Source organism: Mycobacterium colombiense, from assembly GCF_003284975.1.
Lineage (GTDB): Bacteria > Actinomycetota > Actinomycetes > Mycobacteriales > Mycobacteriaceae > Mycobacterium > Mycobacterium europaeum_A.
The window spans coordinates 1-5,787 of record NZ_QMEU01000173.1; the positions used below are offsets into that span (position 1 = coordinate 1).

Below are 5,787 nucleotides of genomic sequence, written 5' to 3' on the forward strand. Positions count from 1 at the left end.
CGCCGCCGAGCACGTCTTCCAGCAGCGGCAGCGCCTCGGTGCGCAGCCGGGTCCGGGTGAAGCGGCGGTCGGTGTTGTGCGGATCCTGCCAGGGCGTCAGGCCCAGCTCCCGGCACGCGGCGTGCGTCACCGCCCGGCGCACCGCCAACAGGGGCCGGCACCACGGCGGATCGTAGGGACGCATCCCGGCGATCGAGCGCACCCCGGACCCGCGGCCCAGGCCCAGCAGCACCGTCTCGGCCTGGTCGTCGAGCGTGTGACCCAGCAGCACCGGGCCGCTGCGCTGGGAGTTCAACGCGGCGTAGCGCGCGGCGCGCGCCGCCGCCTCGGGACCACCCTGGTTGCCCACCCGGACCCGAACCACTTGGGCCGCAACGCATCCCAACGCCAGGGCCTGGGCCCGCGCGGTGTCGGCGACGGCGGCCGAGTCGGGTTGCAGCCCGTGGTCGACAACCACCGCCGTGGTGGGCCGCAGCCGGGCGGCCACCGCGGTGAGCGCCAGGGAATCGGGACCGCCGGACAGCGCCACGCACCACGGATCGTCGGTGGCGAGGTGGGACTTGACGAACGCCTCGACAGCGGCGCGCAGCTGGCCTACAGCACCCTGTCGATCCATCGCTGAGGTTCTTCGATCTCGATGGGCAGCGGCAGCGTCTCGGGGTCGGTCCAGATGGCGTTGAACCGGGCCATGCCCACCTGGCCCACCACGTGGTCGACGAACGCCTTGCCGCGGGTGTATTGACTGAGCTTGGCGTCGAGTCCCAGCAGCGCGCGCAACAACCGCTGCAGTGGCGGTTGCTTGCGGTGCCGGCGCTCGTCGAACCGGCGGCGGATGGTGGCCACCGACGGCACCGCCATCGGCCCGACGGCGTCCATGACGTGGTCGGCGTGGCCCTCCAGCAGGGTGCCCAGCACCAGCAACCGGTCCAGCGCCTGCCGTTGCGGTTCGGACTGCACCGCGCGCACGAGACCGAGGATTCCCGCCGAGTTGGCGTCGGATTCCGCGGCCCCGCTTCCGCGGTTGCGGGCGTATTCGGCGAGCCGGCCGATCACCTGCCCCATGTCCTCCCCGGCGTCGCGGGTCAACAGGCCAAGCGCCTGCGACATGTAATCGGGCAGCCACGGGTTTGCGGTGAACTGCACGCGATGGGTCACCTCGTGCAGGCACACCCACAGCCGGAAGTCGGACGGCTCGATGCGAAGCTGCCGCTCGACGGCGATGACGTTGGGATACACCAGCAGCAGGCAGCCGGTCCGGGCGCCGTCATCAGCGGCGAACGGGTCGTATTGGCCGAGAATCCCCGAGGACACGTAAGCCAGGACGGCGCCCGTCTGCGCGCCGGTGACGCGGCCGGTGAAAAAGCCGCGCGGCTTCTCGGCGCCGTTCATCATCACCCGCATCGACTCGGTGGCCGCGGCGATCCAGTCGGGGCGGTCGACGATGCGGGCGGCCGGCACATGGCCGCTGTCAAAGCCGTCGGTGATCAGGCCGGTGACGTCACGCACCAACGGTTCGGCCTTGACCGACGAGGTGGCGAGTTCGTCGATCACCTGGCGGCGGGTGTAGTCGCTGGACGCCGGGCCGGGCCTGGCCAGCCGCCGACCCACCGTGGCCGCGAACCGCCAGTCGACCGCGGTGCCCAGCGTGAGCTCCGACGCCGGCGTCATGAGCACCCACAGGACCACAGCCGGGTCGCCAGCGCGTCCATCACATTGCGGCCGTTCGGGCCGGCGTTGTTGGAGATGAACGCGAAGGTGAGCACTCGGCCGCTGCGGTCGGTCAGCACCCCGGCCAGCGCGTTGATGCCGGTCAGCGAGCCGGTTTTGGCGCGCAGCCAGCCCGCGGGCCCTTGAGCCGTGGAGGCGTCGGTGAAGCGATCGGCCAGCGTCCCGCTACCGGCGGCGATCGGGAGCAGGTCCAGCAGCGCCCGCAGCGACGGCTGGTCCGGACCCGCCGCGGCCTGCAGCACCCCGTCGAGCGTCTTGGCGGTCAACCGGTCGTCGACCGAGAGCCCGCTGGAATCCAGCAGCACCACGCCCGCGGTGTCGACGTGGGCGGTGGTCAGCCGGTTGGTCACCGCGTCGGCGGCGCCGGCGAAGCTGCGCGGCCGGTTGATCGCGGCCGCCACCTCGCGGGCGATGCTCTCGGCCAGCACGTTGTCGGAGTGGTCCATCATCTCGGACAGCCGCTGGACCAGCGGCGCCGACTGCACGACCGCGAGCTGCCGGGCTCCCGACGGCGCGGTGGCGATCGTCACCGCGTTGGGGTCCAGGCCCAGCGCCTTGGCCAGCTCCCGGCCGGCGTCCAGCGCCGGGGTGCGGGACCGCCGCGAGTTGACCGTGCTGGGCTGGATGCGTCCGGCGTCGATCATCACCGACTCGATCGGCGCGATGTCGCCGTTGTCGACGTCGGCGAGGTCCCAGCCCTGCGCCATCGTCGGCCCGCTGAACGCCGAGGTGTCGACCTGCACCGCCGTCGGCGTCACGCCGCTGCGGCGGATCTGTTCGACCAGGTCGCTGATCCGCGCCGATCCGCGGTACCAGGTGGGGACGTCGGGCGGCGCCGCCGACAACGCCGGATCGCCCGCCCCCACCAGCACGACGGGGCCCTGGGCGTTCTGGCTGCCGGCCACCACCCGGGTGCTGATTCGGGCCTGGCGGTCCAGCGTCAGCAACGCCGCGGCCGCCGTGAGCACCTTGTTGGTGGACGCGGGCACCAGCGGCAGGTCGTCGGCCACCTGCCACAGCTCTTTCCCGGTGATGGCGTCGGTGACCCGGCCGCCGAGGCGGCCCAGGTTTGGGTCGCCCGCCACCGGCGCCAGCGTGGCAGCCACGCCGGGTCCGCTGGGTAGCTCGGCGGTGTCGCTGACCGGGACCATGCCCGGCTTCACCGTCGGTGCGTGCGGCGGCGGGATCGGGGCATGCGCGCTGTTGGCGCCGTGCCCGGCCGTGGTGAAAAACGTTGCCGCCACCACGACGGCGACGACAAACGCCAGCACGCCCAACCCGATGAACACTGGGGTGGATTTTTGCCAGCGAGTACGGGCCATGACTCTCCTGACTGTCTGCGACCCATTCTGCCGAATCGGCGCCGATGCGCTCGACTAGGGTGTAGCAGAGCAAAATTGGCCTGCCCAAACAGACGCCTTCCTAATCAGACAAGGAGCCGACGCGGTGGAATTCGACGTGACCATCGAGATTCAAAAGGGCCAGCGGAACAAGTACGAGGTCGACCACGAGACTGGTCGGCTACGTCTGGACCGCTACCTCTACACCGCGATGGCCTACCCGACCGACTACGGCTTCATCGAGGACACCCTCGGCGAGGACGGCGACCCACTGGACGCGATGGTGCTGCTGCCGCAGTCGGTGTTCCCCGGCGTGATCGTGGAGTCCCGCCCGGTGGGGATGTTCCGGATGACCGACGAAAAGGGCGGCGACGACAAGGTCTTGTGCGTGCCGGCCGGCGACCACCGCTGGGACCACATCCAGGACATCGGCGACGTTCCCGAGTTCGAGCTGGACGTGATCAAGCACTTCTTCGTGCACTACAAGGACCTGGAGCCGGGCAAGTTCGTCAAGGCCGCGGACTGGGTCGGCCGCGAGGACGCCGAGGCGGAGATCCAGCGCTCGATCGAGCGGTTCAAGGCCCAGGGGCACTGACGCGCGTAGGCGCGCACTGATCACGCTGGGCGCGGGCGACGCGCCGATTACGCAGGATGCTCCAGCCCAGCGCGGCAGCGATGAAGACCACCCCGACCGAGGCGGTGAACGCCTCGGGGATCTCGAACCGCGGCTCGATCGAGGCCAGCATGATCACCGCCAGCGCCCCGATCGCCCAGTGCGCGCCGTGTTCTAAGTACACGTACCGGCCCAGCGCTTCCTGGCGAACCAGGTAGATGGTGATCGACCGGACGAACATCGACCCCACCAGGCCCAGCCCGAGCGCGATGACGACGGGGTCCGAGGTGATGGCGAACGCGCCGGTGACACCGTCGAATGAGAAGGCGGCGTCGAGGACTTCCAGGTAGAGGAACAGCGTCAGGCCGGCCCAGCCGGTCGCGGGGTTGGGCGCGCCGGATTCGGCGTCGGCCTCGGGGTCGGACGGCCGAAAGGCCCGGCTCAATCCGTTGACCACCAGGTAGGTCACCATGCCCAGCAGCCCGGCGGTCAGCACCGTCGCCGCCTCGTCCCCCGAGTGCGTCAGCCGCGTGCCCACCGTGACCAGCGCCAGGCCGGTGACCACCAGCGACACCCGCCCCAGCCGGCCGACGCGTGCGAACGGGATCTCAATCCACTTGAGCCACTTGATGTCTCGGTCATAGAACAGGAAATCCAGGAACAGCATCAACAGGAAGATGCCGCCGAACGCCGCGATCTGCGGATGGGCCGCGATGACGAGCTTTTCGTAGCTGGGCGAGCCGTCCGGGAACTCCAGCGCGCCGTGCGGCGGCGGATGCAGCGCCAACTCCATCGCCCGCACCGGGTCCAGGCCCGCGGTCGCCCACACGATGAGCAGCGGGAAAAGCAGCCGCATGCCGAATACGGCGACGAGGATCCCGATGGTCAGGAACATCCGCTGCCAGAAGCGGCTCATCCGCCTCAGGATCGAGGCGTTGATGACCGCGTTGTCGAACGACAACGACACCTCGAGGACGGCCAGCACCAACAGCAGGTAGAGACCCTTGAAGCCGCCGTAGACGTATCCGAGGCCGAGGGCCGCCGCCGTGACCAACAGCGAGACCCCGAAGGTGCGCAAAGCGGACATGGATCCTTCCCGGCCGCCGCCCACACTAGCGAACCGGATCGTCGCCGCCGGCGGCCGCTGCGGGCCGCATAGAATTTTCAAATTGTGGCGAAACATCGGGGCAGTCGGCCGAAAGCGCCGCCGACCCGATGACCGAGATCAGCGCCTCGCAGGGACCGGTGGCGCGCGGCAGCATGGCCAGGGTCGGCACCGCCACCGCCGTGACGGCGCTGTGCGGTTACGCGGTGATCTACCTGGCCGCTCGTGACCTGGCGCCGACCGGCTTTTCGGTATTCGGGGTGTTCTGGGGGGCGTTCGGGCTGGTCACCGGCGCCGCCAATGGCCTGCTGCAGGAGACCACCCGCGAGGTCCGCTCGACCCCCTATGTCAGCGACCTGGCCGCGCTGCCGGTGCCCGGCGAACCGCGCACCCACCCGATGCGGGTCGCCATGCTGGTGGGTGTGGCCGCGGCCGTCGTGATCGCCGTCAGTGCGCCGTTGTGGAGCGGGCGGGTGTTCGTCGAGGCACGGCTGCTGTCCGTGGCGCTGCTATCGGTCGGCCTGGCCGGATTCTGCGTGCACGCCACCCTGCTGGGCATGCTGGCCGGCACCAACCAGTGGACCCGCTACGGGGCGCTGATGGTGACCGACGCCGTCATCCGGGTGGCGGTGGCCTCGGCCACCGTGGCGCTCGGGTGGCGCCTGGTCGGTTTCCTGTGGGCGACGGTGGCGGGGGCGGTCGCCTGGCTGATCTTGCTGGTGGCCTCGCCGGCGACCAGGGCCACCGCCCTGCTGCTCACCCCGGGCGGCACGGCGACCTTCCTACGGGGCGCGGCACATTCAATCACCGCGGCCGGCGCCAGCGCCATCCTGGTGATGGGATTTCCGGTGCTGCTGAAGCTGACCAGCGCCGAGCTCGGCGCGCAGGGCGGGGTGATCATCCTGGCCGTCACGCTGACCCGCGCGCCGCTGCTGGTGCCGCTGACGGCCATGCAGGGCAACCTGATTGCGCATTTTGTCGACGAGCGCAGCGATCGGCTT

General features: G+C 70.5%; 6 protein-coding genes. 2 read left to right on the forward strand and 4 right to left on the reverse strand.

All coding sequences use genetic code 11. The annotated features are described in order from the left end of the window. The 3 genes from tilS to dacB form a co-directional block, all read right to left on the reverse strand. A partial coding sequence (tilS, locus tag DQP58_RS25620) for a tRNA lysidine(34) synthetase TilS (RefSeq protein ID WP_112710876.1) occupies positions 1 to 616 on the reverse strand: 616 nt, incomplete at its 3' end. Beyond that, positions 595 to 1,668, reverse strand: a complete 1,074-nt coding sequence (locus DQP58_RS25625) for a zinc-dependent metalloprotease (protein ID WP_112710881.1) — start codon at positions 1,666 to 1,668, stop codon at positions 595 to 597. The genes tilS and DQP58_RS25625, both read right to left, overlap by 22 nt. Next, entirely contained in the window at positions 1,665 to 3,050 is a 1,386-nt protein-coding gene (gene dacB / locus DQP58_RS25630) for a D-alanyl-D-alanine carboxypeptidase/D-alanyl-D-alanine endopeptidase (RefSeq protein ID WP_112710877.1), read from the reverse strand. Before dacB ends, DQP58_RS25625 begins: the two co-directional genes overlap by 4 nt. A 124-nt stretch (positions 3,051 to 3,174) precedes the next feature. Between dacB and DQP58_RS25635 the strand changes: the two genes are divergently transcribed. Next, positions 3,175 to 3,663, forward strand: coding sequence for an inorganic diphosphatase (locus DQP58_RS25635; protein WP_112710878.1), 489 nt, complete (start codon positions 3,175 to 3,177; stop codon positions 3,661 to 3,663). Here the strand turns inward: DQP58_RS25635 and DQP58_RS25640 are convergent. Further along, the gene (locus DQP58_RS25640; protein WP_112710879.1) at positions 3,644 to 4,768 is read right to left on the reverse strand and encodes a DUF475 domain-containing protein; all 1,125 of its coding nucleotides are present in this window, start codon (positions 4,766 to 4,768) and stop codon (positions 3,644 to 3,646) included. The genes DQP58_RS25635 and DQP58_RS25640 overlap by 20 nt on opposite strands. A gap of 128 nt (positions 4,769 to 4,896) precedes the next feature. On the opposite strand from DQP58_RS25640, the gene DQP58_RS25645 reads away from it, so the two are divergent. Beyond that, positions 4,897 to 5,787: hypothetical protein (locus tag DQP58_RS25645; RefSeq protein WP_112710880.1), on the forward strand; the 891-nt coding region annotated here is incomplete at its 3' end.